Here is a 25,407-nt window from a genome sequence, read left to right as displayed (position 1 = left end):
CTGGCAAGAGTGCGGACCGTGCCGGCCCGCACTCAGACCGGCACCGGCGGCTCTTCGTGCAGCACGCCGTCGCGCAACCGCATGATGCGATCACAGCGGCCCGCCAGCTCCGGGTCGTGCGTGACGATCACGAAGCTCGTCTCGAGCGTGCGCGACAGTTCGAGCATCAGGTTGAAGACCGTGTCGGCGGTGCCGCCGTCAAGGTTACCGGTCGGCTCGTCGGCGAGCACGCAGGCGGGCTTCGTGACGAGCGCACGCGCGATCGCGACACGCTGACGCTCGCCGCCCGACAGCTCGCCCGGCCGATGCTTCGCGCGATGCCCCATGCCGACGCGCTCCAGCACCGCCATGGCCTCGCGGCGCGCGACTTCGGTCGTCTCGCGACGAATCCGCAGCGGCATCGCGACGTTATCGAGGGCGGAAAACTCCGGCAGCAGATGGTGAAACTGATACACGAAACCGAGCGCGCGATTGCGCAGGACGTTGCGCTCGCGCTCGGAGAGTTTCGTGAACGGCTTGCCGAGCACCGACACGTGGCCCGCGCTCGGATCGTCGAGACCGCCGAGCACGTGCAGCAGCGTGCTCTTGCCGGAGCCCGACGCGCCGACGATCGCGAGCTTCTCGCCGCGCCGCACGGCGAGTTGCGCATTGTTGAGCACCTGCACGTTCAGCCCGCCCTGCACGAACGCTTTGGAAATGCCGGTGGCTTCGAGCACGAACGGATGCAACGCGGAGTCCTGAGCGGTCATGGATGAATCGGTTGAGGGATGGACGAGGCGGTCATTCATAGCGCAGCGCCTCCGCCGGACGGACCTTCGCGCCGCGCCAGCTCGGATAGAGCGTCGCGAGCGCCGACAGCACGAACGCGATGATGCCGATGCGCGCGACGTCCGCCGGAACCAGCTCGGACGGCAGCTCGCTGATGAAGTACACCGACGGCGGCAGGAATTGCACGCCGAGCAGATGCTCGATCATCGGCACGAGCCACGGAATGCTCCACGCGATCAGACAGCCGAGCACGACGCCGGTCGCCGTGCCGATGAAGCCGATCGTCACGCCCTGCACGACGAAGATCTTCATGATCGAGCCGGGCTGCGCGCCGAGCGTGCGCAGGATCGCGATGTCGGCCTGCTTGTTGGTCACCGTCATCACCAGCGACGACACCAGATTGAACGCGGCCACCGCAATGATCAGCGTCAGGATGATGAACATCATGCGCTTCTCGATCTGCACCGCCGAGAACCAGGTCTTGTTCTGCTGGGTCCAGTCGCGAATGTACAGATCGCCCGACAGCGTGCGCGCGAGCTGATGCGCGACTTCCGGCGCGCGCTGCATGTCGGTGAGGCGCAGCCGCACGCCGGTTGGTGCGGGCAGCCGGAACAGCGCCTGTGCGTCCTTGATGTTGATCAGCGCGAGCGTGCTGTCGTATTCGTAATGGCCCGACTCGAAAATGCCGACCACCGTGAACTGCTTCAGGCGCGGCAGCATGCCGGCCGGCGTGATCGTGCCTTCGGGCGCGACGAGCGTGATCTTGTCGTTCAGCTGCACGCCGAGATTGGCCGCCAGATCGGCGCCGAGCACGATGCCGAAGCCGCCGGGCACGAGGTCGGCCAGCTTGCCGCCTTTCATTTCCTTGCCGATGTCGGACACTTCAGGCTCGAGCGTCGGCTCGATGCCACGCAACGCGACGCCGCTCACCGCGTCCTGGCGCGTCAGCAGCGCCTGGGCCTCGACGTAGGGCGCCGCGCCGATCACCTCCTTGTTCTGGCGCGCCTCCTTCGCGGTCAGTTGCCAGTCGGGCATCGAACCGGTCGGCGAAAAGATCTCGACGTGCGCGAGCACCGACAGCATGCGGTCGCGTACCTCTTTCTGAAAGCCGTTCATCACCGACAACACGACGATCAGCGCCGCGACGCCAAGCGCGATGCCCGACATCGACACCAGCGCGATGAACGAAATGAAGCCGTTACCGGTCGTGCGTTTGCCGGCGCGTGTATAGCGCCAGCCAATCTGCCATTCGTAGGGAAATTTCAAGCGAATCCTTTTGTGCGTTCTTCGACTGTATGTCGGGATCGGCGGACCTCGACGTCCGCCGTGCGGCCCGAACGTCGTGATCGTTGGGCTCGCGGCGGCGCGGATCGTTCCTCGCGCGCCCGGCCGCTGTGCGGCTCTGCCGGCGCATAGAGGCGCGGCGCCGCGGTGCGCCACCCTGCCGGGTCCAGCGATCAAGCGCGAAGTTTGCCACACAATGCCGCCGGCTCGCGCAAAGGACGTGCCTCGGCCGCGCCATCGACGAACCGGCCGCGCTTCGTCGAAATACTCGCACCGTTTGCCCTACAATGCGCAGCATCATGCCTGCCGACCGCCTCCATCTTCTGCTGCCCTTCGCGCTGCCTGCCGCGGCCGACGCCTCCACCGCGCTTCACGACATCCAGTGTCCCGCTCTCGACAGGCTGATCGCGCGCGCGACGCTGATCGAACGCGTGATCGGCGAGGATTTTCAGCGCACGCTGCCGCACGAGCGCTGGGTCGCGCGACAATTCGGCGCGCTGCCCGACGGCGCCTCGGCCGCCGCCGACGAAGCCCCGCTCGCGCCCTACATGCTGCGCGCCGACGGCGGCGAACCCGGCAACGCGACGTGGGCCTGCGTGCAGCCGGTACACGTGCACATCGCGCACGACCACCTGGTGCTAATCGACCCGGCGTCGCTCAATCTGTCGGACGCCGAAGCGAGCACGCTGCTCGCGCTTGCGCGTCCGCTGATCGAGGAACTCGGCGTGCGCATCGAGGCGCCCAAGCCAATCCGCTGGTATCTGTCGAGCGACGCTTTCGGTTCGCTAGCGGGCGCGTCGCCGTTGCGCGCGAGCGGCCGCAACATCGAGATCTGGTTGCCGCACGAAGCGCATTCCGGCGAACGCTCTCGCGCGTGGATGAAGCTGCAGAACGAAGTGCAGATGGCGTGGTTCGAGCACCCGGTCAACGAAGCGCGGGAGGCGCGCGGGCTGCCGGCCGTCAACTCGATCTGGTTTCACGCGCAAGGCGCCGCGCGGAGCGTGCGCAGTCCGTTCGCGCAGGTGCTGTCCGATGCCGCCGCAACGCGCGGTCTCGCGCTCAGCGCGGGGGTCGCGACAGGCGCGCCGCCGGCGTCGTATCGCGAACTGGCCGCGGCGCTGCGCGGCACCACCAACGGCAGCGGCGCAACGCTCGTCGAACTCGACCCCTTCTCCGCGCCCTACATCGAACAGGACTGGGCGCGCTGGAACCAGGCATTCGCCGCGCTGCAGACCGACTGGTTCGCGCCCGCGCTCGCGGCTCTCCAGTCGGGCGAACTCGCCGAGCTCGGCCTCACGCTGTGCGGCGACACCGGCTCGGTGACGCTGACGGTCACGCGCGGCGATCTGCGCAAATTCTGGCGGCGGCGCGTGCTGGCCTCGCTTTTCATCGAATGATCCACGGCCCTTCCGCATGACCCGAATCGTTACGCGCCCCTGCTCCCCCGTCGACGCCGAAGTGCTGACCCGCTGCGGCCTGCATCCGGTGCTCGCGCGCCTGTACGCATCGCGCGGCGTGTGCCTGCCCGAGGACGTCGAAACCGGCCTCGCGCGGCTCGTGCCGCCAGCCGAACTGAAGGGCTGCGACGCGGCCGCCGCGCTGCTCGCCGACGCGCTCCAGCAGCAGCGCCGCATGCTGGTCGTCGCCGACTACGACTGCGACGGCGCGACCGCCTGCGCGGTCGCGGTGCGCGGGCTGCGCATGTTCGGCGCACGCATCGACTACCTGGTGCCGAACCGCATGGAGCACGGCTACGGGCTCACGCCGGACATCGTCGAGCTGGCGGCGCGTGGCGCGGCCGGCAAGCCCGATCTGCTGATCACCGTCGACAACGGCATCGCGAGCGTCGACGGCGTCGCGGCGGCCAACGCCCTTGGCATCGACGTGCTCGTCACCGACCACCACCTGCCCGGCGACGAACTGCCCGCCGCGCGCGCAATCGTCAATCCGAACCAGCCGGGCTGCACGTTCCCGAGCAAGTGCCTCGCCGGCGTCGGCGTGATGTTCTACGTGCTGCTCGCGCTGCGCGCCGAACTGCGCCGCCGTGGGGCGTTCGGCGACGCGCTGCCCGAGCCGCGCCTCGACGGCCTGCTCGATCTGGTCGCACTCGGCACCGTCGCCGATGTCGTCAAACTCGACGGCAACAACCGCGTGCTGGTCGCGCAAGGTCTGCAGCGCATCCGCCGCGGCCGCATGCAGCCGGGCATCGCCGCGCTGTTTCGGGCCGCCGCGCGCGATGCGCGCAACGCCTCCGGCTTCGACCTCGGCTTCGCGCTGGGACCGCGCCTGAACGCGGCGGGACGGCTGTCGGACATGTCGCTCGGCATCGAATGCCTGACCACCGACGACGTCGGCCGCGCATGGGAACTCGCGCAGCAGCTCGACACGATGAACCGCGAGCGCCGTGAAATCGAGGCGGGCATGCAGCAGCAGGCGCTGGACGACCTGTCGACGGTCGATCCCGACGGCGCGACCACGATCACGTTGTTCAATCCGGGCTGGCATCAGGGCGTGATCGGCATCGTCGCGGGACGGCTGAAAGAGAAGTTCCACCGCCCGTCGTTCACGTTCGCGCCGGCCGACGATACCGGCATGCTCGTCAAGGGCTCGGGCCGCTCGATCGCGGGCTTCCACCTGCGCGACGCGCTCGATCTGATCTCGAAGCGCGAGCCGGACCTGATCGTCAAATTCGGCGGCCACGCGATGGCCGCGGGCCTGACGATCGCCGCCGCCGACGTGCCGCGCTTCACCGCCGCGTTCGAGGCGGTCGGCCGCGAATGGCTGTCCGCGGCGGCGCTCGCGCGCACGATCGAAACCGACGGCGAGCTCGAAGACGCGTACTTCACGCCGCAATTCGTCGAAATGCTCGACGCGGCCGTCTGGGGCCAGGGTTTTCCGGCGCCGGTGTTCTCCGGCGAATTCGAGGTCGCCTCGCAGGCGTTGGTGAAGGACAAGCACCTGAAGCTGCAACTGCTGCGCGGCCGCCAGCGCTTCAACGCGATCTGGTTCAATCACACCGACACGCTGCCCGCGCGCACCACCATCGCCTACCGGCTCGCGAGCGATACATGGAACGGCGTGTCGCGCGTGCAACTGATCGTCGAGCACGCGGTGAGCTGAAATCTTCCGCAAAATCAATCGCGAACACGCGCCAGATCGCCCGCGAGGCTCCGGCGCGGCGTGCCGATCGGCTATAATTTCTGCTTTTTACGCAGAATAGAAGATCGACATGGAAGCGGAACGTCTCAACGCGATCGAAGCCTCTCTGGCCGACCTGCGCAAGCGCGCGGACGACCTACGGGGGTATCTTTGACTACGACGACAAAGCACTGCGTCTAATCGAAGTCAACCGGGAACTCGAAGACCCGGACGTCTGGAACGACTCGAAGCACGCCCAGGCGCTCGGTAAGGAAAAGAAGCTGCTCGACGACACGGTCGGCAAGCTCACGTCGATCGCGAACGACGTGCGCGACGCGCAAGACCTGTTCGAGATGGCACGCGAAGAAGCCGACGACGACACGCTGCTCGCCTGCGAGGGTGACGCCCAGGCCATCGAGGCACGCGTCGCCGACATGGAATTCCGCCGGATGTTCGCGAACCCGGCCGATCCCAACAACGCCTTTCTCGACATCCAGGCCGGTGCCGGCGGCACCGAGGCGTGCGACTGGGCGTCGATGCTGCTGCGCCAGTATCTGCGTTATTGCGAGCGCAAGGGCTTCAAGACCGAAGTGCTCGAGCAGACCGAAGGCGACGTCGCCGGCATCAAGAACGCGACGATCAAGATCGAAGGCGAATACGCGTACGGCTTCCTGCGTACCGAAACCGGCGTGCACCGGCTCGTGCGGAAGTCGCCGTTCGACTCGTCGGGCGGTCGTCACACGTCGTTCTCGTCGGTGTTCGTGTACCCGGAAATCGACGACTCGATCGAAGTCGACATCAACCCGGCCGACCTGCGCATCGACACGTACCGCGCTTCGGGCGCGGGCGGTCAGCACATCAACAAGACCGACTCGGCGGTGCGTATCACGCACATGCCGTCGGGCATCGTCGTGCAGTGCCAGAACGACCGTTCGCAGCACCGCAACCGCGCCGAAGCCATGGCGATGCTGAAATCGCGCCTGTATGAAGCGGAAATCCGCAAGCGTCAGGCCGAGCAGGACAAGCTGGAAGCCGGCAAGACCGATGTGGGTTGGGGCCATCAGATCCGTTCGTACGTGCTCGACAACAGCCGCATCAAGGATCTGCGCACCAACGTCGAAATCAGCAATACGAAGAGCGTGCTCGACGGTGACCTCGATCCGTTCATCAGCGCGAGCCTGAAACAGGGCGTCTAGGCGCGCACGGCGCGGCCCCGTTCACCGATCGGGACCGCGCCTTCTTCGTTGCTGCTTTTGCGTTGCTTTTGCGTTGCTTCCACGCTATTTGTTCGCCGTTTTTCCAGTACCGCCTGAGGTTTTTACACTGACTGGCTTCCCGCCAGCGGAGCACTCCGCGGCGGGCCACCGAATACCAAATCATCATGACTGAACCGATCCAGCCGACTGTCGTGCCCGAAGCGGACGACAACAAGATCATCGCCGAGCGCCGCGAAAAGCTGCGCGAACTGCGTGAGCGAGGCGTCGCCTATCCGAACGATTTCCGTCCCACGCACCACGCTGAAGATCTGCAGGCGCAGTACGAGCACACCGACAAGGAAGCACTCGAAGCGAATCCGCTCGAAGTCGCGATCGCTGGCCGCATGATGCTGAAACGCGTGATGGGCAAGGCAAGTTTCGCGACCGTGCGCGACGGCTCGGGTCAGATCCAGTTCTTCATCACACCGGCCGACGTCGGTCAGGAGACCTACGACGGGTTCAAGAAGTGGGACATGGGCGACATCGTCGCCGCGCGCGGCGTGCTGTTCCGCACCAACAAGGGCGAGCTATCGGTGCGCTGCACGGAGCTGCGTCTGCTGTCGAAGTCGCTGCGTCCGCTGCCGGACAAGTTCCACGGTCTCGCCGACCAGGAAATGAAGTACCGCCAGCGCTATGTCGATCTGATCGTCACGCCGGAAACGCGCCGCACGTTCGTCGCGCGCACGAAGGCGATTTCGTCGATCCGCAAGTACATGGCCGACGCGAACTTCATGGAAGTCGAAACACCGATGCTGCACCCGATTCCGGGCGGCGCGGCGGCCAAGCCGTTCTCGACGCACCACAATGCGCTCGACATGCAGATGTTCCTGCGCATCGCGCCGGAGCTGTACCTGAAGCGGCTGGTGGTGGGCGGCTTCGAGCGCGTGTTCGAGATCAATCGTAATTTCCGCAACGAGGGCGTATCCGTGCGCCACAACCCGGAATTCACGATGATCGAGTTCTACGCGGCCTACACCGATTACAAGTGGCTGATGGACTTCACCGAGCAGCTGATTCGCCAGGCGGCGATCGATGCGCTCGGCACGGCCACCATCACTTATCAGGGCCGCGAGCTCGATCTGTCGAAGCCGTTCCATCGGCTCACGATCACGCAGGCGATCCAGAAATACGCGCCGCAATACACGAACGAGCAGCTCGCCGACGGCACGTTCCTGCGCGCCGAACTGAAGAAGTTCGGCGTCGATGCGTCGCAGCCGCAGTTCCTCAACGCGGGCGTCGGCTCGCTGCAACTGGCGCTGTTCGAAGAGACCGCCGAGTCGCAACTGTGGGAGCCGACCTACATCATCGACTACCCGATCGAGGTGTCGCCGCTCGCGCGTGCGTCGGACAAGGTGGCAGGCATCACCGAGCGTTTCGAGCTGTTCATCACCGGCCGCGAAATCGCCAACGGCTTCTCGGAGCTGAACGATCCGGAAGATCAGGCCGCGCGCTTCAGGAAGCAGGTCGACCAGAAAGACGCCGGCGACGAGGAAGCGATGTTCTACGACGCCGACTACATCCGCGCGCTCGAGTACGGCATGCCGCCAGCGGGCGGCTGCGGTATCGGCATCGATCGTCTGGTCATGATGCTGACCGATAGCCCGAGCATCCGCGACGTGATTCTGTTCCCGCATCTGCGTCGCGAAGACTGAGCGACGCTGGGCGCGAGTGCTCGTTGTGCTTCGCGCGCAATGCGACGGTTTGAAGAGCGCCCGGTTGATGCCGGGCGTTTTCTTATGCGCGCGTTTTCGCTTTGCGGGACCGTTTTCTGCTTCTCATCGTTTGTAACCAGCGGTAAAAGCTGCTCGTTCGCGCGCAGGTCGCCGCGGACTCAACGGTCTTAGAAGTTTGTTGACACCAAAGCGCACCGCGTGAAGGGAGCCTACACACGCCCGAGGGCGCCACCTGAGCGGTTACAAATAGAAACGCTGCCCGGATCGAATTGCCCGACACTCAGTCTCACAAGAAGTCGGCTCTGTCACAAATGGAGGCCCTACATGGACACCCCTACTCATCAACCCACGCAGCCACGTCGTCTTCATCCCTTGATCGCGGTGGCCGCCGGCGCGGTGCTCGTCGCGAGTCTCGTCGCTACCGCAGCGATCACCGGCGTGTTCCCGAAGGCGTCGGGCAACGGCGCACAGAACGATCGGACGCAGGCCGCGCAGGTCCGCACGCAAGCGCCGGGCGTCGTCGATTCGGCCGCGCCGGTCAAGCCGTCTGCGCAACAGCGGCAGGATCAGGCTCAGCAAGCGGTGCCGGCCGCCCCTGCCACCGCTCCGACCCAGCAGCAATACGCGCTGCAACAGCAGGCACAGGCCGCGCCGCGGTATGCGCAGCAGCCGGCGCCGCATGCCGCTTATTGCTCGACTTGCGGCACCGTCGTCGCGATCTCGGCGGTTCGGCATGAAGGACATGGCACCGGCATTGGCGCGGTCGGCGGTGCGGTGGCCGGGGGCGTCGTCGGTAATCAATTCGGCGCCGGCGGCGGGCGTACCGCGATGACGCTGCTCGGCGCGCTAGGCGGCGGGTTCGCCGGCAACTCGGTCGAAAAACATCTGCGCAGCACGACGTCGTATTCGGTGCGCGTGCACATGGAAGACGGCAAGACGCGCTACTTCACCTATAGCGAGGCGCCGCCGTTGCGCGACGGCGAGCGCGTGCGCGTTCAGAACGGCGGCCTCGTCGCCGACTGAGCTGAGCTCGGCGCCCAACGTTCGTCGACGCGCCATGAAAAAAGGCGATTCCATCGGAATCGCCTTTTCTTTGGAGTTCAATGCACCCGTTCGAACACGCGTTCAATAATCCGCGTCTTCGATCCATGCCGCCTGAATCGCTTCGAGAATCTTTTCGCTCGAACGGTTCGGATCGTCGTCGAAGCCTTCGAGCTCGGTCACCCAGCGGTGCAGGTCGGTGAAACGCACCTGCTGTGGATCGACGTCCTGATGCTTGTCCGTCAGAGCCATCGCGATGTCTTGCGTATCGGTCCACTTCATGGCGGCACCCTCCTGTTAGTGATTTTCCTTCGCGTGATTGATCGAGTAACGCGGAATTTCGACGACCAGATCCTGCTCGTCCGGCATGACCGCCTGACACGACAGGCGCGAAGCCGGTTCCAACCCCCATGCCTTGTCCAACAGATCGTCCTCGTCTTCCTCGGATGGCGTCAAGGCGGCGAAACCCTCACGCACGATTACGTGGCAGGTCGTGCACGCGCACGACTTCTCGCACGCATGCTCGATTTCGATACCGTTATCGAGCAGGTTGTCGCAGATGCTCTTGCCGGGAACGGCGTCGATCACCGCGCCTTCCGGGCACAGTTCGACGTGAGGCAGCACAACGATTTGAGGCATACAGTTTCCGTTTGGGTCTGAGGCACGGCGGCTGCCAGCAATGCCGCGTGCAGGCTCCGTGCCATTTTACTGGCGCCGCGCGGACTTTTTAAGTCCGCGCGGGCGCGATCGGTGGTTCGTGGGGGGCGCAGTTCGTGCGTGGCCTGAGCGCGCGTCGCATGCATGTTGCTGCCGCTACGCTCGCCCGTTCAGATCTCGTCGAGCTTGCGGCCCGACAGCGCGCGGCGAATTCCCTTGTTCATGCGGCGCGCGGCGAATTCGTCGGTGCCTTCGGCGAGCGCCTTCGTCGCGGCTTCGATCGCGCCGACGTCTTCTCCTGGCGCGACGTTGCGCAGTGCGGCGAGCAGCGCGTCGAGTTCTGCGCGTTCGCTGTCGTCGAGCAGCTCGGCGTCGGCGGCGAGCGCCGCGTCGGTCGCTTCGACGAGACGCTGCGCTTCGACCTGCGCCTCACGCAGAGCGCGCGCCCGCATGTCGATTTCAGCGGTCGAAAAGCTGTCTTCGAGCATGCGCGCGATGTCGTCGTCGGCGAGGCCATACGAAGGCTTCACGACGACCGATGCCTCCACGCCCGACGCCAGCTCGCGCGCAAACACCGACAGCAGGCCGTCGGCGTCGACCTGATAGGTCACGCGAATGCGCGCGGCGCCGGCGGCCATCGGCGGAATGCCGCGCAGCTCGAAGCGCGCGAGCGAACGGCAATCGCTGACGAGCTCGCGCTCGCCTTGGACGACGTGAATCGCCATCGCGGTCTGGCCGTCCTTGAAGGTCGTGAAATCCTGCGCACGCGCGACTGGAATCGTCGAGTTGCGCGGAATGATCTTTTCGGTGAGGCCACCCATCGTCTCGACGCCGAGCGACAGCGGAATCACGTCGAGCAGTAGCCATTCGTCGCCTTCCGCCCCGCGGTTGCCGGCGAGCAGATCGGCCTGGATCGCGGCGCCGAGTGCGACGACTTGATCCGGATCGAGATTGACGAGCGGCGGCTGGCCGAAGAACGCCTCGACCGCGCGGCGGATCACCGGCATGCGCGTCGCGCCGCCGACCAGCACGACGCCTTTGATTTCCTTCGTGGTGACCTTCGCGTCGCGCAGCGCCTTTTTCGTCGGGCCCAGCGTGCGTTGCACCAGCGCGGCCGTGATGGTCTCGAAAGTGGCTTCGTCGATCGTCAGATCGAGCGCGGTGCCGTTGGCAAGCGTGAGCTCGAGGGTGGTTTGCGACGCGCTCGACAGCGCCTCCTTGGCCTCGCGCACGCTATCGAGCAGCAGGCGCACGTCGTGCGGCGCGAGCGTCTTTGACGCGATGCCGGCCTGTTCGAGCACATGGCGATATAGCGCATGGTCGAAGTCGTCGCCACCGAGCGCGGAATCGCCGCCCGCCGCGAGCACTTCGAAAACGCCCTTGGTGAGCTTCAGGATCGACAGGTCGAAGGTGCCGCCGCCGAGGTCGTAGACCGCGTACAAACCTTCCGCGCCGTTGTCGAGACCGTAGGCGATCGCCGCAGCGGTCGGTTCGTTGAGCAGACGCAGCACATTCAGCCCCGCGAGGCGCGCGGCGTCCTTGGTCGCCTGGCGCTGCGCTTCGTCGAAGTAAGCGGGCACCGTGATTACCGCGCCGACGAGCTCGTCGCCGAGCGTGTCTTCGGCGCGCTGGCGCAGCGTCGCGAGAATTTCAGCCGACACTTCGACCGGGCTCTTCACGCCGTCGACAGTGCGGATCTGCACCATGCCGGGAGCATCGACGAAGTCGTACGGCGCGTTTTCGGCGCCCTCCACCTCGGCCTTGCCGCGGCCCATGAAGCGCTTGACCGACACGATCGTGTTGCGCGGGTCGGTCGCGGCTTCGGCCTTCGCCCGGCGGCCGATGCGACGGCCGCCCTGCTCCAGGTAACGCACCACCGACGGCAGCAGCACGTGCCCGTCTTCGTCGGGCAGCACATCGGGCACGCCGCTGCGCACGGCGGCGACGAGGGAGTTGGTGGTGCCGAGATCGATACCGACCGCCAGACGCCGCTGGTGAGGCGCCGGCGCCATGCCGGGTTCGGAGATTTGCAGTAAGGCCATCTGGATCTTCTCGGGGACGTTGTGCCCCGTCCTGAATGTTCGCGTTGCTGGGGTGATGCCGCGGCTCGCGGCCGCTCTGGTTTTTTGTTTGTCGCTTAGTACGTCGCTGCCTACTGTTGCTTGCCCGCGCCGCGCTTTTGCGCGCGTCGCGCGAAAGCGCGCTAGCCTTCGAGCCGCTCGATCTGGGCATCGATTTCCGACGCGACGCGCTCGATGAACATCAGCTGCCGCACCGCCTCGCCCGCCGCCTGATTCGCGCCGTGATCGAGCGATGCGCCGAGCTTGTCGAAGCGCCGACGCTCCTCGTCGCGCAACTCGATGAGCAGCGCGTCGAGCGCGTCGACGTTCTTCGCCGCGGCCGCGTCCTCGATGTTCTCGCGCCACTCCATCTGCTGCATCAGGAACGCGGGCTCCATCGCCGTGTTGTTCTCCGCGCCGACGTTGATGCCGCGCAACGACAGCAGATAGGTCGCGCGCTTGAGCGGATCGCGCAGCGTCTGATAGGCCTCGTTCGCGCGCGTCGCCCACTGCATCGCGATACGCTTTTGCGCATCGCCGGCCGCCGCGAAGCGATCCGGATGCACCTGCGCCTGCACGGTGCGGTACGCGTGATCGAGCGTGCTCGCGTCGAGCGCGAATTGCGCCGGCAGACCAAACAGATCGAAGTGGCTGTCGTTCAGCGAGGCCATCGGATTAAAGTCCGTTGATGAAAACTGGTATGGAGAAGTCGGGCCTTGTCAGGCGTGACCGGTTCAGTGGAGCGCGGATCAAACTAAAAAGGCGGCCCGCGCCGCCTTTTATCCGCCGCACGCGGAAGGTAACGAATCTAGACGCGGAACGACTCGCCGCAGCCGCATTCGTCTTTCACGTTCGGGTTGTTGAACCTGAAGCCTTCGTTCAGCCCTTCGCGCGCGAAGTCGAGCTCGGTGCCGTCGATATACGCGAGACTCTTCGGGTCGACGACGACCTTCACGCCGCCCGTCTCGAACACCTGATCTTCAGGCGCGACTTCGTCCACGTACTCGAGCTTGTAGGCGAGGCCCGAGCAACCGGTGGTGCGCACGCCGACGCGCAACCCGATGCCCTTACCGCGGCGGGTCAGATACTTCTGGACGTGCTGTGCTGCCTTTTCGGTCAACGTAATTGCCATAACGTTTCTCAGTTGCCAGAGCGCGCGGCGCGCGTGTCCGCGCTGCGCTCACCGGTTACTCCGTTCTTACCCAGTTGCTCAGGCGGCCTTGCCGTCTTCGGCAAGCGCTGCTTCGCCGTGGCGCTGCTTGTAGTCGGCGACCGCTGCCTTGATCGCGTCTTCCGCGAGGATCGAGCAATGGATCTTCACCGGCGGCAGTGCCAGTTCTTCGGCGATCTGCGTGTTCTTGATCGACATCGCCTGGTCGAGCGTCTTGCCCTTCACCCATTCGGTGACGAGCGAGCTCGATGCGATGGCCGAGCCGCAGCCGTAGGTCTTGAACTTCGCGTCTTCGATGATGCCGTCCGCGCCGACGCGGATCTGCAGCTTCATCACGTCGCCGCAGGCCGGCGCGCCGACCATGCCGGTACCGACCGTGTCGTCGTCCTTCGCGAAGGAACCGACGTTGCGCGGGTTTTCGTAGTGGTCGAGGACCTTGTCGCTATAAGCCATGATTACACTCCTTGATTCGTTTCAACCTGCAATGCGATGAACGTTCGACGTCCGCTTCGTCCAGCCGGCGCGTCAGTGCGCGGCCCACTGGATGGTCGACAGATCGATCCCGTCCTTGTGCATTTCCCACAGCGGCGACAGATCGCGCAGCTTGGAAATCTTCGACTTCAGCAGGTTGATCACGTAGTCGATTTCCTGCTCGGTCGTGAAGCGTCCCACCGTGAAGCGGATCGAGCTGTGCGCGAGTTCGTCGTTGCGGCCAAGCGCGCGCAGCACGTACGACGGCTCCAGCGACGCCGATGTGCACGCCGAGCCCGACGACACCGCGACATCCTTCACCGCCATGATCAGCGATTCGCCTTCGACGAAATTGAAGCTGATGTTCAGGTTGTGCGGCACACGCTTTTCCATGTCGCCGTTCACATACACTTCCTCGATTTGCGACAGGCCTTTCAGCAGCCGGTCACGCAGCATGCGGATGCGCTCGTTTTCGGTCGCCATCTCTTCACGCGCGATACGGAACGCTTCACCCATGCCGACGATCTGGTGCGTGGCGAGCGTGCCCGAACGCATGCCGCGCTCGTGACCGCCGCCGTGCATCTGCGCCTCGATACGGATACGCGGCTTGCGACGCACGTAAAGCGCGCCGATGCCCTTCGGGCCGTAGGTCTTGTGCGCCGAGAACGACATCAGGTCGACCTTCAGCTTCTGCAGATCAATCTGGATCTTGCCGGTGGCCTGCGCCGCGTCGACGTGGAAAATGATGCCCTTCTCGCGCGTGATCTCGCCAATCGCCTCGATGTCCTGGATGACGCCGATCTCGTTGTTGACCGACATCACCGACACCAGAATCGTGTCCGGGCGCAGCGCCGCCTTGAACGCGTCGAGGTCGATCAGACCGTCGTCCTTGACATCCAGATAGGTGACTTCGAAGCCTTCGCGCTCGAGCTCGCGGGTGGTGTCCAGCACCGCCTTGTGCTCAGTCTTCACCGTGATGATGTGCTTGCCCTTGCTCTTGTAGAAGTGCGCGGCACCTTTCAGAGCGAGGTTGTCCGACTCCGTCGCACCCGAGGTCCAGATGATTTCGCGTGGATCGGCGTTCACTAGCGCGGCCACCTGCTCGCGCGCTTCCTCGACTGCGCGCTCGGCGGTCCAGCCATAAGCGTGACTACGCGACGCGGGATTGCCGAACTGCTCGCGCAGATACGGGATCATCTTGTCCACCACACGCGGATCGATCGGCGTCGTGGCGCTGTAGTCCATGTAGATGGGCAGATGGAGAGAGTCGTTATTCATCAATTGCTCCGGGGACGTCATGTGCTCTGGCTTCTGGGTTCGATATGGGGCTGCGGCGAGGGTTTTCTTTTGCGTGCCGCGCTTCACGAACCGGCCATGTTGAAAACGGAATTGGGACCCTTGGGCGCCACGCGCACGGGTTCGACCGCCGGCGCGTCGTTGCGCCTGTCGCGCAGCACGGCCGGCGTGCCTTCGCGCGAACGCTGCTGATCCACTAGATCCTTCAGCGAAACCGAATCGAGGTATTCGACCATTTTCTGGTTCAGCGTCGACCACAGCTCATGCGTCATGCAGTGGCCGTCGTGCTGCTTGGTGCCTTCGCATGTGCCCTTACCGCCGCACTGGGTGGCGTCGAGCGGTTCGTCGACCGCGATGATGATGTCGGCCACCGTCACCTCTTCGGCACGGCGCGCGAGGTTGTAGCCACCGCCCGGTCCGCGCACGGATTCGACGATTTCATGACGGCGCAGCTTGCCAAACAGCTGCTCGAGATACGACAGGGAGATGTGTTGGCGCTGGCTGATACCCGCAAGCGTCACCGGGCCCTGCTCCTGGCGCAGCGCCAGGTCGATCATCGCCGTGACGGCGAAACGGCCTTTCGTGGTGAGTCTCATATGATGTGGGAACCGCAATTCTCGACAAGTTTGGTCAAGTATAAATACATGAGCGATTTAGTCAAGTATGGGCGGTAAATTTTGTGTCATTCGCTTAATTGATCGCCATACGTCGACGCCGCGCCCCTACCCGTGTGGTGCGTCTGCGTTCTTCGCCCGATGCCTACGCGAGCAACTGCGGGCGCAGCGCGGCGATCAGCCCGCGGCAGGCTGCTTCGCACTGATCGAGCACCAACTCGAAGCCTTCCGCGCCGCCGAAATACGGATCGACAACCTCTCGCGCGCCGCTCCAGCGGCCATCCGACTCAGGCACGAACTCCATCAGCAGACGGATCTTGTCGCGCTGTGCGCGCGGGCACAGTTGACGCAACGCGGCGACGTTTCGGTCGTCCATGGCAATCAGCAGATCGAACCGCTCGAAGTCCGCGACCGTGATCTGGCGGCCGCGCAGCGCGTCGAGCGCATAGCCGCGCTGGCGGGCCGCGTGTTGCGCGCGTTCGTCGGGCGCCGCGCCGATGTGCCAATTGCCGGTGCCGGCCGAATCGATCAGGATGCAGTCCGCAAGCTTCGCCTCGTCGACCAGATGACGCATCACGCCCTCCGCCGTCGGTGAACGGCAGATATTCCCGAGGCAAACGAAACAGATGGATACAGTTTTCATCAGGGATTTTCGACGCCCGAGGCGCCGCGCGTGAGGTCGTCAGACAGTCAGCGGACTGCGCCGCGATTATACAAATCTCGACAGATTCGCGCCGAGCGGGGCGCAGCCAGCAAGATCAGCGGCTTCGGAGCGTCGCGGTCCGCCGCGCCGGCTTACGATGCCTCGGCGGCCGGCGTCGCCGTGGCTGCACGCATCGGCTTGGCCGGCAATGCCGACGCCGTGTCGATCATGCCGTACGACACCGCGCGTGCGAGTTCGGCGGTCAGATGATTGGCGTCGAGCGGCATCTGCGAAGCGCGCGAAGCGGTTTGGCCGTTGACGTGCAGAAAGGCGAGCACCGCGAGAGGTACAACGATGGCTAGGGGCCAGTACACCGATATTGTCTTTTTCATGATGTGTTTTTCAATTAGGGGCGCATGAGCTTATGACGCACTATGCCCTAACGAAATGCTATAGGAATTCACAATCGGGAAAAACCCGCCCGCGCGGGATAGATCGTTGCTTGATACGAAACAGTCAAGTGAGACCTCTTTGGGGAACGAGTGGCGCATCGCTGGCACACAAAAGTAAAGCTTACAAACGCATACAAAGCCGCCGCGACGGACGGCGACAATGACGGTCTTATTCTTACCCTTACATTTCTTTGCACTGGCATCGGTCCCACAAAATGAAACGCATTGCACCTTCCGTCGGCCTGATGGCCGCCGCGCTGCTCGGCGGCTGCGCGGTCTATCCGAACGGCACGCCGATATACGGCAACGGCTACGGCGCCTATAGCGGCTACAACGGTTATGACGATTCCGCATACGCGCCGGGTGCCGCGGTCGTGCCGCAAACCAATGTGTACCTCGGCTATGGCGATTACGGTCCGGGACGCTACTACGGCCCGGCGTCGGGCTCCGGCTATCGCGGCTATCCGGATCGCGGTCATCCGAACGACAACGACTGGCACCACGGCGATCACGGCAACGGTCATGGCAACAATGGCGGCGGTCCTGGACAACCGCACGGCGGCCCGCCGCCGCAGGGCGCAGCGGGCGGTCCGCACGGCCCTGGTGGCGCCAATGGCGGCCCGCACCCCGGCGCGGGCGGCCCGCCGCCGCGCCAGCCGCAAGCCGGCAACGGCGGCGGACGAGGCAACGATTTGGGGAGAAATGCGCCCGCGCGTCAGCCGAGGCAGATGACCGAACATTGAAGACGGAGCGGCGCTGAAGTATCCCGGCGGCTTCTTCGCCCGTTTCGACGGCTGCGCGAGCGCGCAGCCGTCAAACCAATCCCAATGCCGCCCGCTCAGCCAATATGGCTGCGCTGCGCGGCATACAACTCGCGGAACGTACGACCCACCGGCGCCGGCATGTCGCGCGTATCGGTCCAGCCCGCGCCGCCGAGCGGCAGTTTGGCGATCGACCGATTGCGCCCACCCATGCGCTCCAGCACGCGCACGGCGAGTTTGGTAAACAGCGCATAGGCATCGGGATGCAGCGCGAGCCAGCCCCACAGCGCCAACCCGGCGCGCTCCTTCCACGGCCGCAGGTGTCGCTCCATCTGCTTTTCGCGCAGCTTGCGCAACAGATCGGACAGCGGGATACCGACCGGGCACACGCTATTGCATTCGCCGCATAACGTCGCCGCTTGCGGCAGGTCGAGCGCCTTGTCGATGCCGACATAGCTCGGCGTCAGCACCGACCCCATCGGCCCCGGATAGACCCAGCCATATGCGTGCCCGCCGACCTTCTGATACACCGGGCAATGGTTCATGCACGCGCCGCAGCGGATGCAGCGAAGCATCTCCTGGAAGTCGCCGCCGATCAGCCCTGTGCGGCCACCGTCGACGAGCACCACGTACATATGCTCGGGCCCATCCTGATCGCCCGCGCCACGCGGCCCGGTCAGCATCGAAAAATAGTTCGAGGTGGCCTGGCCGGTTGCCGAACGCGGCAGCAGGCGCATAGCCGTCGCGAGATCCTCGAGCGTCGGCAGCACCTTCTCGATGCCGGTGACAGCGACATGCACGCGCGGCAACACCGTGCACATACCTTCGTTGCCCTCGTTGGTCACGACCGCGACCGAGCCCGTTTCCGCGATGATGAAATTGCCGCCCGTCACGCCCATGTCCGCGCTCAGAAAATGCGGCCGCAGCATCTCGCGCGCCTCACGCGTCATGTCGGGAATCTCGGTGAGCCGCGGCCGGCCGTGCGTCTTCGCGAACAGATCGGCGATCTCGTCCTTATCCTTGTGAACGACCGGCGCGATGATGTGGCTTGGCGGCTCGTTATCGTTGATCTGCAGGATGTATTCGCCAAGGTCGGTTTCGATCGACTGCACGCCTATCTGCCCGAGCACTTCGTTCAGACGCATTTCCTCGGTGACCATCGACTTGGTCTTGATCACCTTCTTCACGTCGTGCTTGCGCGCAATGTCGCCGACGAGCCGCGCGGCCTCCTGCGTGGTCTCCGCGAACAGCACAGTCACGCCGCGCCGGGTCGCCTCGCGCTCGAAGGTTTCGAGCCACACGTCGAGATTCTCGAGCGCGCGATCACGGCGCTCCTTGAGCGCGGCCCGCGTCGCGGGGAAATCGATCGCGGTCATCGCGCTCGCGCGCGCCGACACGAACTTCGTGGACAGCTTGGTCAGGTTCTGCTGCAGGCGCTGGTCGGCGAGTTTCTGGCCGGCGCGAGCCTTGAACTGCATCGATTGGACTTGCATGGCGGCCCTGATGAGATCGGATTGAAACGCGCGGCGCATTCGCGCCCGACGCAATGCGTGACAGACAAGATAAACGTGACGCGAACAATGGCGGTGTTCGCCGCGCGGGGATTACACGTCGCCGGCCAGCACCTGTGCGATATGCAGCACGCGCGTCGTCGAGTCGCCGTTGCGGCGCAGCCGCCCTTCGATATTCAACATGCAGCCGAGGTCGCCGAGCACCACCGCACCGGCGCCGCTCGCGGCGATGTTCGCGCACTTTTCGTCGACGATCGCGGTCGAGATATCGCCGTATTTGACCGCGAAAGTGCCGCCGAAGCCGCAGCAATGCTCGCAGCCTTTCATCTCGGTGACCGCGACGCCGACCTGCGCGAGCAGTTCGCGCGGCTGTTCCTTGACGCCCAGTTCGCGCAAGCCCGAACACGAGTCGTGATAAGTCACCTGTCCCGTGAACTCGCCCGGTTGCAACTGCACCTTCGCGACGTTGACGAGGAAATCCGTCAGCTCGAACACCTTGCCGCGCAGGCGGCCGAAACGGTTCATCAGTTCGGGATCGTGGCGGAACAGGTCGCCGTAGTGCGCGCGGATCATGCCGCCGCACGAGCCCGACGGCACCACCACATAGTCGAACTGTTCGAACTCGCGCAGCGTTTTCTCGGCAAGGTCGCGCGCGAGGCGGCGGTCTCCCGAGTTATACGCAGGTTGCCCGCAACAGGTTTGCGCGGGCGGCACCACGACCTCGAAACCGGCGCCTTCGATCAGCTTGATGACGGAGAAACCGATCTCGGGACGCATCAGGTCAATGAGGCAAGTGACGAACAATCCGACTCGCATGAGCCCTCCTTGCGGGGAAACGTCCCTGATTATCCGCTGTTTGCCGGTGCAATACCAACGGCCGGAAGGCATAGGAAGCACGCCGCGCCGGGTTGGAAGCGCGCCTCGAAGCGTTCGCTTTTTTCACAATACGAGATACAATCAGTTTTCGCTGTTTGACGCATCCACCGATTCTCATATGAGCGATACGAACCCGGATCCCAAAACTTCGATCCAGGTGATCGAGCGCATGATGCGCCTGCTCGACGCACTGGCGGCGCATAGCGACCCGGTCAGCCTGAAAGAACTGGCCATCCGCACGGAGCTGCATCCATCCACCGCGCACCGCATCCTGAACGATATGGTGATGTGCCGGCTGGTCGACCGTTCGGACCCCGGCACCTACCGTCTTGGCATGCGCCTGCTCGAACTGGGCAATCTCGTCAAGGCGCGCCTGTCGGTGCGCGACGCGGCGCTCACGCCGATGCGCGAGCTGCACCGCGAAACCGGGCAGACCGTGAACCTGTCGGTGCGTCAGGGCGACGAAATCGTCTATATCGAACGCGCGTATTCGGAGCGCTCGGGCATGCAGGTGGTGCGGGCGATCGGCGGGCGCGCTCCGCTTCATCTGACCTCGGTCGGCAAGCTGTTCCTCGCGGCCGACGAAGCCACCCGCGTGCGTGCCTACGCAACACGCACCGGTCTGTCGGGCCACACGCAGAACAGCATCACCGATCTCGCGAAACTCGAGCGCGAGCTGTCGCATGTGCGCCAGCAGGCCTGCGCGCGCGACAACGAGGAACTGGAGTTGGGCGTGCGCTGCATCGCCGCCGGCATCTACGACGATACCGGCAAGCTGGTCGCGGGGCTGTCGCTGTCGGCGCCGGCCGATCGTTTGCAGGATTCATGGCTCGGGCAGTTGAGCCAGACCGCGTTGATGATTTCGGAATCGCTCGGCTACCGCCCGCAGCCGCAGCAGGACCATGCGCACGGCGGGCACGGCTCACATGGCTCGCACGGCCAGCATTAGTAAAGGGGGCGGCCGCCCAACCGCCGTGCACCCTTTGCCCTCCCGCCGGCGCCATGAAAAAAGCCTCGCATCCGCGAGGCTTTTTCTTTGCCCGTCAGCTGCAGCCGGACTGACTACCACCGGCTGAGTATGCGTTGCGGCTTCAGGTACCCGGACCGCCGGCATCGGCGCTCGTGATACGCGGCTGGTCGCCGCCGTTGTCGAGCCACGTACGCAGACGCGTCGCGTCCGCGAAACGCGAGTACTTGCCCGACGAATCGAGCAGCACCAGGATCATCGGCCGGCCGTGGATGGTCGCCTGCATCACGAGACACTCGCCCGCTTCGTTGATGAAGCCGGTCTTCTGCAGACCGATGTCCCACGTCGGGTTGCGCACCAGCGCGTTCGTGCTGTTGTACGCGAGCGTGCGCTTGCCGGTGTACACCTCATAGCTGTGATCGGTCGAGAACTTGCGGATCAACGGGTACTGATACGCCGCGTTGACCATCTTCACGAGATCGCGCGCGCTCGACACGTTCATGCTCGTCAGACCGGTCGGGTTCTCGAAGTGCGTGTCGTTCATGCCGAGCTGCCTGGCCTTCGCGTTCATCGCCGCGAGGAACGCCGGACGGCCGCCCGGGTAGTAGCGCGACAGCGCCGCCGCCGCGCGGTTTTCCGACGCCATCAGCGCGATGTGCAGCATGTCCTCGCGCGACAGCACCGAGCCCACCGACAGACGCGAACCGGTGTTCTTCTCGTAGTCGCGGTCTTCGTCGGTGACTTCGATCTGATCGGTCATCGGCTCTTTCGAATCGAGCACCACCATCGCCGTCATCAGCTTGCTGATCGATGCGATCGGTACCACCGCGCGCGAGTTCTTGTCGAACAGCGTCTCGCCGCTGTTCTGGTCGATCACATAGGCGACGCTCGAGCGCAGCATCAGCGCGTCCGGCGTCTCGTGCAGACCAAACGCCTGGCCGACGCTCGGCTGGCGCGGCTCGTACGCGACGCGTCGCATCACCGAACGGTGTCGGCCGTTCGCCGTGAACGTGACGCGCTTGCGTTTGACGCCGGCGTGCGGGGCATCTTCATCCGCCGCAGCGGCTTTGACGGCCTCACCCTTGCCGGCTTTCGCCGCATGGCTCGGCACCTTTCCGGTGGCGGCCGCCTGCGCAGGCTTCCTGGCAGTTTTAGCGTGTTTGGAAGTGTTTGCGGATGCAGCAGACGTAGCTGCAAAAGTGCTGACAGGCGTAGCGAACGCCGCTGCGACGGCCAGCGAGACGGCCACCGATAGAGCGGTGCTGCGCGCCGCGCCGTGGAGCACTTTTAGCGACGAAAACATGTCGGTTTTCATGGGTGTTCGATAGGGAGCGGCGAGAGGTTTCCGCAAGTGTAGTAAAGCAACGAAAAATTAGCAATTTGAAGCACTTATACGCGCTCCTTAAACCGGCTTGTCAGCTCCGATCGCGAAAACACGAATAAGTGCCGCGCCTCGATCGAAAAAAAACGATCGTCGCGCCAGCAAGCCTCGCCATCGCCGCCCGGCCCAATCGAGCAGATCATTGCAGGATAACGGCAATTTTGAGACAACCTTGATTCGGGGAAATACTGTCAGAGCACAGGCGGAAACTACTGCGCCGCGCCATGAAGGCGTTGCGAGCGTGCGACGGACTTTTTTAAGTGTCCGACGAAAGTCGCTAACGCGCGTTCGACTGCCATCGTTCTTTAACGTTCCTTGTCATCTTATGGTTTACATCGAATTGATGATGATCGGTTTTTCAGGGGCGAATTGCTGCCACACGAAAAAATAATCTCCCGACGGCCTGCTAAACGGTTGGTTTATGTCGCACCAGCACGGTGCAACGAGCAATCGTTCCGCGTCATGTTAATGACATGCCTACTGTATAACCTGTTGTTTTGTCGCCATTTTCTTGACATTGTGCGATGCACAAAAAGCGCTTGACATTCCTTGTGGGCATCCTAAAATGGGAACCATTGCTGCGATGCACAAAACATCGCGGTCCGGGGAGACGATAAATCTGCGTCTCGCCACCCACCCAATGCGGTCCGCACAGACCGGCCGCAATCCAGGAGCGTAAACCATGACTCTGCTGACCCCTGAGCAATTCGCCGCAGCCCAGAAAGCCAACTTCGAAACCCTGTTCGGCCTGACGACCAAAGCATTTGAAGGTGTCGAAAAGCTGGTCGAGCTGAACCTGCAAGTTGTGAAGTCGACGCTCGCCGAAAGCCAGGAAAATGCCCAACGCGCGCTGTCCGTGAAGGATGCGCAGGAACTGCTGGCACTGCAAGCAAGCCTCGCCCAGCCGGTGGCTGAAAAGGCGCTGTCGTATGGCCGCCATGTGTACGAAATCGTTTCGGCAACGCAGGGTGAATTCACCCGCGTCGCGGAAGCGCAATTCGAAGAGCAAAACCGCAAGGTTCAGGCGCTCGTCGAAAACGTCGCCAAGAACGCGCCGGCCGGTTCGGAAACCGCTGTCGCCGTGATGAAGTCGGCTATCACCGCCGCCAACACCACGTACGAAACGGTCCACAAGGCAACCCGCCAGGCTGTCGAAATCGCCGAAAGCAACTTCAACGCAGCTGCAACGGCCGCTTCGAAGGCAGCTTCGCAAGCCGCTGCGCAAGCATCGCGCGCCGCCGCCAAGAAGGCCGTCTAAGCTTCACGCGTCAACACGCCAGGCTTTATGCCTTGCGTCGTCTTTCACGCCGGCCCAGCCTATGCGCTGCGCCGGCGTTATCGCAAGCAACAGCGTCGTGCCGTTGCCGCTTATACGGTTTGATGAGCCGAACGCTCCGATACGTTGCAATGGCGTATCGTTTGCCCGGCCGCCAAGCCGGGATTTTTTTGCCCGCCACTGGCCGCCACGAAAACAGAAATGGCGCGCTCCGCCATGGAGCGCGCCGTTTTTCTTTGCCGTACGGCTCGACCGGCTTTGCCGCGCCCGCATGTCGTCACGCAGGCGCGGCGCACCGCGTTACTTCTTCTTGACGGGCGGCAGATCGGTACAGACGCCTTCATACAACTCCGCCGCCATGCCGATCGATTCGCCGAGCGTCGGATGCGGATGGATCGTCTTGCCGATATCCGTTGCGTCCGCGCCCATCTCGATCGCGAGACAGACTTCGCTGATCAGGTCGCCCGCGTTCAGACCGACGATACCGCCGCCGATCACGCGATGCGTTTCCTCATCGAACAGCAGCTTCGTGAAGCCCTCGTCGCGACCGTTGGCGATCGCGCGACCCGATGCGGCCCACGGAAACACCGCCTTGCCGAACTTGACGCCTTCGGCTTTCAGCTGGTCTTCCGTCTTGCCGGCCCAAGCCACTTCCGGATCGGTGTAGGCCACCGACGGAATCTGCAGCGCGTCGAAGTACGCCTTCTCGCCATGCGCGGCTTCCGCCGCCACGTGGCCTTCGTGCACGGCCTTGTGCGCAAGCATCGGCTGACCGACGATGTCGCCGATCGCGAAGATGTGCGGCACATTCGTGCGCTGTTGCCTGTCGACTTCGATGAAGCCGCGATCCGTCGCCGCGACGCCGGCCTTTTCCGCGCCGATCCGCTTGCCGTTCGGCGAGCGGCCGACGGCCACCAGCACGAGGTCGTAGCGTTGCGGCTCGGCCGGCGCCTGCTCGCCCTCGAACGACACGTAGATGCCGTCGTCCTTCGCTTCGGCGGCGATCGTCTTGGTCTTCAGCATCACGTTCGCGAAACGCTTGCTGTTGTACTTCTCCCAGACCTTGACCAGATCGCGGTCCGCGCCGGCCATCAGGACGTCGAGCATTTCGACCACGTCGATGTTCGCGCCGAGCGTCGAGTACACGGTTGCCATTTCGAGACCGATGATGCCGCCGCCGATCACGAGCATGCGCTGCGGAATCTGGCGCAGTTCGAGCGCGCCGGTCGAATCGACCACCCGCGGATCTTCCGGAATGAACGGCAGCTTCACCGCTTCCGAGCCCGCTGCGATGATCGCCTGGTCGAACCTGACGACCTTCTTGCCGCCCTCGGTCTGCACTTCCATGTGGTTCGGATCGACGAACGCACCCGTACCGACCACCACTTCGACCTTGCGCGCCTTCGCCATGCCGGCGAGACCGCCGGTCAGCTTCTTGACCACGCCGGACTTGAAATCGCGCAGCTTGTCGAGATCGATCTGCGGCTTGCCGAACGTGATGCCGTGGGCGGCAAGATCAGCCGCTTCGTCGATGACGAGCGCGGTGTGCAGCAGCGCCTTCGACGGGATGCAGCCGACGTTCAGACACACGCCGCCGAGCGTCGGATAACGCTCGACCAGCACGGTCTTCATGCCGAGGTCGGCGGAGCGGAACGCGGCCGAATAACCGCCGGGGCCCGAACCGAGCACGAGCATGTCGCACTCGATGTCGGCGCTGCCCGAATAGCTGCCGGCTTGCGCAGCCGGTGCGGCGGCCTTCGGCGCCGCAGCGGCAGGCGCCGGCGCGGGAGCCGCCTTCTCCGGCGCTTTCGGCTCCGCAGCGGCCGTAGCCGCGCCGCCCGCCGTTGCCTCGACGAGCGCGATGACCGTGCCCTGCGAGACCTTGTCGCCCGGCTTGATACGCACTTCCTTGACGGTGCCGGCGGTATCGCTCGGCACTTCCATCGACGCCTTGTCGGATTCGAGCGTCAGCAGCGACTGCTCTTTTTCGATGGTGTCGCCCGGCCTGATGTTGACTTCGATGACGTCGACGTCCTTGAAGTCACCGATGTCCGGCACTTTTACTTCGACGAGACTCATGGTGTCCCCTTCTCTTATTGATCGATGATGAG

At 64.4% G+C, this 25,407-nt stretch carries 25 protein-coding genes; 8 read left to right on the top strand and 17 right to left on the bottom strand.

Annotation, left to right across the window (positions count from 1 at the left end; translation table 11 throughout):
- Positions 1–32 precede the first annotated feature (32 nt).
- Both lolD and OKW38_RS25955 read right to left on the bottom strand, forming a co-directional pair.
- Positions 33–749 carry a lipoprotein-releasing ABC transporter ATP-binding protein LolD gene (gene lolD / locus OKW38_RS25960; RefSeq protein WP_429363658.1) on the bottom strand — a complete coding sequence of 239 codons (717 nt, stop codon included), beginning with the start codon at positions 747–749 and terminating at the stop codon, positions 33–35.
- A gap of 31 nt (positions 750–780) precedes the next feature.
- Positions 781–2,034 carry a lipoprotein-releasing ABC transporter permease subunit gene (locus tag OKW38_RS25955; RefSeq protein ID WP_184048864.1) on the bottom strand — a complete coding sequence of 418 codons (1,254 nt, stop codon included), beginning with the start codon at positions 2,032–2,034 and terminating at the stop codon, positions 781–783.
- 305 nt (positions 2,035–2,339) lie between these two features.
- Here OKW38_RS25955 and OKW38_RS25950 point away from each other — a divergent pair, with 305 nt between their 5' ends.
- The 5 genes from OKW38_RS25950 (at position 2,340) to OKW38_RS25930 (ending at position 9,142) form a co-directional block, all read left to right on the top strand.
- Entirely contained in the window at positions 2,340–3,449 is a 1,110-nt protein-coding gene (locus tag OKW38_RS25950) for a regulator (protein WP_184022388.1), read from the top strand.
- Between the two features lie 16 nt (positions 3,450–3,465).
- Positions 3,466–5,172 (top strand): single-stranded-DNA-specific exonuclease RecJ, encoded by a 1,707-nt coding sequence (gene recJ / locus OKW38_RS25945; protein WP_429363656.1) that lies wholly within the window; start codon positions 3,466–3,468, stop codon positions 5,170–5,172.
- 109 nt (positions 5,173–5,281) lie between these two features.
- A protein-coding gene (gene prfB / locus OKW38_RS25940) for a peptide chain release factor 2 (RefSeq protein ID WP_429363655.1) occupies positions 5,282–6,386 on the top strand; the annotation gives its coding sequence in 2 pieces (ribosomal slippage) (positions 5,282–5,362 and positions 5,364–6,386; 1,104 coding nt in all).
- A gap of 185 nt (positions 6,387–6,571) precedes the next feature.
- A complete protein-coding gene (gene lysS / locus OKW38_RS25935) occupies positions 6,572–8,098 on the top strand; it encodes a lysine--tRNA ligase (protein WP_429334817.1) in 1,527 nt (508 codons plus the stop codon).
- Positions 8,099–8,443: 345 nt separating this feature from the next.
- Positions 8,444–9,142, top strand: coding sequence for a glycine zipper 2TM domain-containing protein (locus tag OKW38_RS25930; RefSeq protein ID WP_429363653.1), 699 nt, complete (start codon positions 8,444–8,446; stop codon positions 9,140–9,142).
- A gap of 102 nt (positions 9,143–9,244) precedes the next feature.
- On the opposite strand, the gene iscX is transcribed toward OKW38_RS25930, so the two are convergent.
- The 10 genes from iscX to OKW38_RS25880 all read right to left on the bottom strand — a co-directional run bounded on the left by iscX (position 9,245) and on the right by OKW38_RS25880 (position 16,464).
- Positions 9,245–9,442, bottom strand: coding sequence for a Fe-S cluster assembly protein IscX (gene iscX / locus OKW38_RS25925; RefSeq protein ID WP_027198111.1), 198 nt, complete (start codon positions 9,440–9,442; stop codon positions 9,245–9,247).
- A 15-nt stretch (positions 9,443–9,457) separates the two neighbouring features.
- Complete coding sequence (gene fdx, locus OKW38_RS25920; protein ID WP_090800789.1) at positions 9,458–9,799, bottom strand: ISC system 2Fe-2S type ferredoxin; 342 nt, start codon at positions 9,797–9,799, stop codon at positions 9,458–9,460.
- A gap of 188 nt (positions 9,800–9,987) precedes the next feature.
- On the bottom strand, positions 9,988–11,859 hold the full coding sequence (hscA, locus tag OKW38_RS25915; RefSeq protein WP_090800790.1) for a Fe-S protein assembly chaperone HscA: 1,872 nt from the start codon (positions 11,857–11,859) through the stop codon (positions 9,988–9,990).
- A gap of 161 nt (positions 11,860–12,020) precedes the next feature.
- Positions 12,021–12,548, bottom strand: a complete 528-nt coding sequence (hscB, locus tag OKW38_RS25910; protein ID WP_090800792.1) for a Fe-S protein assembly co-chaperone HscB — start codon at positions 12,546–12,548, stop codon at positions 12,021–12,023.
- Between the two features lie 137 nt (positions 12,549–12,685).
- Positions 12,686–13,009, bottom strand: a complete 324-nt coding sequence (gene iscA, locus OKW38_RS25905; RefSeq protein WP_090800794.1) for an iron-sulfur cluster assembly protein IscA — start codon at positions 13,007–13,009, stop codon at positions 12,686–12,688.
- Positions 13,010–13,087: 78 nt separating this feature from the next.
- Complete coding sequence (gene iscU, locus OKW38_RS25900) at positions 13,088–13,501, bottom strand: Fe-S cluster assembly scaffold IscU (RefSeq protein ID WP_090800797.1); 414 nt, start codon at positions 13,499–13,501, stop codon at positions 13,088–13,090.
- Between the two features lie 72 nt (positions 13,502–13,573).
- A complete protein-coding gene (locus tag OKW38_RS25895; protein WP_184005994.1) occupies positions 13,574–14,797 on the bottom strand; it encodes an IscS subfamily cysteine desulfurase in 1,224 nt (407 codons plus the stop codon).
- Between the two features lie 83 nt (positions 14,798–14,880).
- On the bottom strand, positions 14,881–15,411 hold the full coding sequence (gene iscR / locus OKW38_RS25890; protein WP_018417524.1) for a Fe-S cluster assembly transcriptional regulator IscR: 531 nt from the start codon (positions 15,409–15,411) through the stop codon (positions 14,881–14,883).
- 163 nt (positions 15,412–15,574) lie between these two features.
- On the bottom strand, positions 15,575–16,072 hold the full coding sequence (locus OKW38_RS25885; RefSeq protein WP_429334821.1) for a low molecular weight protein-tyrosine-phosphatase: 498 nt from the start codon (positions 16,070–16,072) through the stop codon (positions 15,575–15,577).
- A gap of 152 nt (positions 16,073–16,224) precedes the next feature.
- Complete coding sequence (locus OKW38_RS25880; RefSeq protein ID WP_090800800.1) at positions 16,225–16,464, bottom strand: hypothetical protein; 240 nt, start codon at positions 16,462–16,464, stop codon at positions 16,225–16,227.
- A 275-nt stretch (positions 16,465–16,739) separates the two neighbouring features.
- Between OKW38_RS25880 and OKW38_RS25875 the strand changes: the two genes are divergently transcribed.
- Positions 16,740–17,267, top strand: coding sequence for a hypothetical protein (locus tag OKW38_RS25875; RefSeq protein ID WP_429363651.1), 528 nt, complete (start codon positions 16,740–16,742; stop codon positions 17,265–17,267).
- Between the two features lie 95 nt (positions 17,268–17,362).
- On the opposite strand, the gene OKW38_RS25870 is transcribed toward OKW38_RS25875, so the two are convergent.
- Both OKW38_RS25870 and OKW38_RS25865 read right to left on the bottom strand, forming a co-directional pair.
- Positions 17,363–18,778: a lactate utilization protein B gene (locus tag OKW38_RS25870; protein WP_429363650.1), complete on the bottom strand. Its 1,416-nt coding sequence runs from the start codon at positions 18,776–18,778 to the stop codon at positions 17,363–17,365.
- 111 nt (positions 18,779–18,889) lie between these two features.
- Positions 18,890–19,612, bottom strand: coding sequence for a (Fe-S)-binding protein (locus tag OKW38_RS25865; protein WP_429363648.1), 723 nt, complete (start codon positions 19,610–19,612; stop codon positions 18,890–18,892).
- Between the two features lie 178 nt (positions 19,613–19,790).
- Here OKW38_RS25865 and OKW38_RS25860 point away from each other — a divergent pair, with 178 nt between their 5' ends.
- On the top strand, positions 19,791–20,621 hold the full coding sequence (locus OKW38_RS25860; protein WP_090800805.1) for an IclR family transcriptional regulator: 831 nt from the start codon (positions 19,791–19,793) through the stop codon (positions 20,619–20,621).
- A 142-nt stretch (positions 20,622–20,763) separates the two neighbouring features.
- Here OKW38_RS25860 and pbpG read toward each other — a convergent pair whose 3' ends face one another.
- Entirely contained in the window at positions 20,764–21,954 is a 1,191-nt protein-coding gene (gene pbpG / locus OKW38_RS25855; protein WP_429334825.1) for a D-alanyl-D-alanine endopeptidase, read from the bottom strand.
- Between the two features lie 748 nt (positions 21,955–22,702).
- Here pbpG and OKW38_RS25850 point away from each other — a divergent pair.
- A complete protein-coding gene (locus tag OKW38_RS25850; RefSeq protein ID WP_013089827.1) occupies positions 22,703–23,278 on the top strand; it encodes a phasin family protein in 576 nt (191 codons plus the stop codon).
- Positions 23,279–23,281: 3 nt separating this feature from the next.
- On the opposite strand, the gene OKW38_RS25845 is transcribed toward OKW38_RS25850, so the two are convergent.
- Together OKW38_RS25845 and lpdA are read right to left on the bottom strand one after the other, a co-directional pair.
- On the bottom strand, positions 23,282–23,569 hold the full coding sequence (locus OKW38_RS25845) for a hypothetical protein (protein WP_429363646.1): 288 nt from the start codon (positions 23,567–23,569) through the stop codon (positions 23,282–23,284).
- Positions 23,570–23,596: 27 nt separating this feature from the next.
- The gene (gene lpdA / locus OKW38_RS25840; protein WP_429363644.1) at positions 23,597–25,375 is read right to left on the bottom strand and encodes a dihydrolipoyl dehydrogenase; all 1,779 of its coding nucleotides are present in this window, start codon (positions 25,373–25,375) and stop codon (positions 23,597–23,599) included.
- Positions 25,376–25,407 lie beyond the last annotated feature (32 nt).

It is taken from the genome of Paraburkholderia sp. MM5496-R1, assembly GCF_050436205.1.
Classification (GTDB): Bacteria; Pseudomonadota; Gammaproteobacteria; order Burkholderiales; family Burkholderiaceae; genus Paraburkholderia; species Paraburkholderia tuberum.
This window is presented reverse-complemented; position numbering and strand designations above follow the sequence as displayed.

What these genes read in the sequence shown, in the direction of transcription:
- iscA (WP_090800794.1), bottom strand. Translation starts at nt 13,009, where the DNA reads ATGGCAATTACGTTGACCGAAAAGGCAGCACAGCACGTCCAGAAGTAT.
- iscX (WP_027198111.1), bottom strand. Translation starts at nt 9,442, where the DNA reads ATGAAGTGGACCGATACGCAAGACATCGCGATGGCTCTGACGGACAAG.
- iscU (WP_090800797.1), bottom strand. Translation starts at nt 13,501, where the DNA reads ATGGCTTATAGCGACAAGGTCCTCGACCACTACGAAAACCCGCGCAAC.
- lolD (WP_429363658.1), bottom strand. Translation starts at nt 749, where the DNA reads ATGACCGCTCAGGACTCCGCGTTGCATCCGTTCGTGCTCGAAGCCACC.
- hscA (WP_090800790.1), bottom strand. Translation starts at nt 11,859, where the DNA reads ATGGCCTTACTGCAAATCTCCGAACCCGGCATGGCGCCGGCGCCTCAC.
- pbpG (WP_429334825.1), bottom strand. Translation starts at nt 21,954, where the DNA reads ATGAAAACCGACATGTTTTCGTCGCTAAAAGTGCTCCACGGCGCGGCG.
- hscB (WP_090800792.1), bottom strand. Translation starts at nt 12,548, where the DNA reads ATGGCCTCGCTGAACGACAGCCACTTCGATCTGTTTGGTCTGCCGGCG.
- fdx (WP_090800789.1), bottom strand. Translation starts at nt 9,799, where the DNA reads ATGCCTCAAATCGTTGTGCTGCCTCACGTCGAACTGTGCCCGGAAGGC.
- OKW38_RS25880 (WP_090800800.1), bottom strand. Translation starts at nt 16,464, where the DNA reads ATGAAAAAGACAATATCGGTGTACTGGCCCCTAGCCATCGTTGTACCT.
- OKW38_RS25850 (WP_013089827.1), top strand. Translation starts at nt 22,703, where the DNA reads ATGACTCTGCTGACCCCTGAGCAATTCGCCGCAGCCCAGAAAGCCAAC.
- OKW38_RS25950 (WP_184022388.1), top strand. Translation starts at nt 2,340, where the DNA reads ATGCGCAGCATCATGCCTGCCGACCGCCTCCATCTTCTGCTGCCCTTC.
- OKW38_RS25895 (WP_184005994.1), bottom strand. Translation starts at nt 14,797, where the DNA reads ATGAATAACGACTCTCTCCATCTGCCCATCTACATGGACTACAGCGCC.
- recJ (WP_429363656.1), top strand. Translation starts at nt 3,466, where the DNA reads ATGACCCGAATCGTTACGCGCCCCTGCTCCCCCGTCGACGCCGAAGTG.
- lysS (WP_429334817.1), top strand. Translation starts at nt 6,572, where the DNA reads ATGACTGAACCGATCCAGCCGACTGTCGTGCCCGAAGCGGACGACAAC.
- OKW38_RS25865 (WP_429363648.1), bottom strand. Translation starts at nt 19,612, where the DNA reads ATGCGAGTCGGATTGTTCGTCACTTGCCTCATTGACCTGATGCGTCCC.
- iscR (WP_018417524.1), bottom strand. Translation starts at nt 15,411, where the DNA reads ATGAGACTCACCACGAAAGGCCGTTTCGCCGTCACGGCGATGATCGAC.
- OKW38_RS25870 (WP_429363650.1), bottom strand. Translation starts at nt 18,778, where the DNA reads ATGCAAGTCCAATCGATGCAGTTCAAGGCTCGCGCCGGCCAGAAACTC.
- lpdA (WP_429363644.1), bottom strand. Translation starts at nt 25,375, where the DNA reads ATGAGTCTCGTCGAAGTAAAAGTGCCGGACATCGGTGACTTCAAGGAC.
- OKW38_RS25875 (WP_429363651.1), top strand. Translation starts at nt 16,740, where the DNA reads ATGAAACGCATTGCACCTTCCGTCGGCCTGATGGCCGCCGCGCTGCTC.
- OKW38_RS25885 (WP_429334821.1), bottom strand. Translation starts at nt 16,072, where the DNA reads ATGAAAACTGTATCCATCTGTTTCGTTTGCCTCGGGAATATCTGCCGT.
- OKW38_RS25860 (WP_090800805.1), top strand. Translation starts at nt 19,791, where the DNA reads ATGAGCGATACGAACCCGGATCCCAAAACTTCGATCCAGGTGATCGAG.
- OKW38_RS25930 (WP_429363653.1), top strand. Translation starts at nt 8,444, where the DNA reads ATGGACACCCCTACTCATCAACCCACGCAGCCACGTCGTCTTCATCCC.
- OKW38_RS25845 (WP_429363646.1), bottom strand. Translation starts at nt 23,569, where the DNA reads ATGCGGGCGCGGCAAAGCCGGTCGAGCCGTACGGCAAAGAAAAACGGC.